At 78.5% G+C, this 214-nt stretch carries 1 pseudogene; it reads left to right on the plus strand.

Going from position 1 to position 214, the window contains the following annotated elements:
* Positions 1-64 precede the first annotated feature (64 nt).
* Positions 65-214, plus strand: a pseudogene (locus N866_RS22470) (MFS transporter); the annotation flags it as partial.

Here is a 214-nt window from a genome sequence, read left to right on the forward strand (position 1 = left end):
TGGCAGGCCGGCGGGGCGGGCGGGGCCGGGGCCGGTGGGAAGCGCGCGCCGGTAGCCTCGGCGCGTGAGCGTGCTCGGGGACCTGCGGACGGTCGCCGTCCACCCCGGCTTCCGGCGGCTGTTCGCGGTCCGCCTCGTCTCCCAGGCCGGGGACGGCATGTTCCAGGTCGGCCTGGCGACGCTGTTCTTCTTCGCGCCGGAGCGGCTCCCCCCC

This window comes from Actinotalea ferrariae CF5-4 (assembly GCF_000603945.1).
Classification (GTDB): domain Bacteria; phylum Actinomycetota; class Actinomycetes; order Actinomycetales; family Cellulomonadaceae; genus Actinotalea; species Actinotalea ferrariae.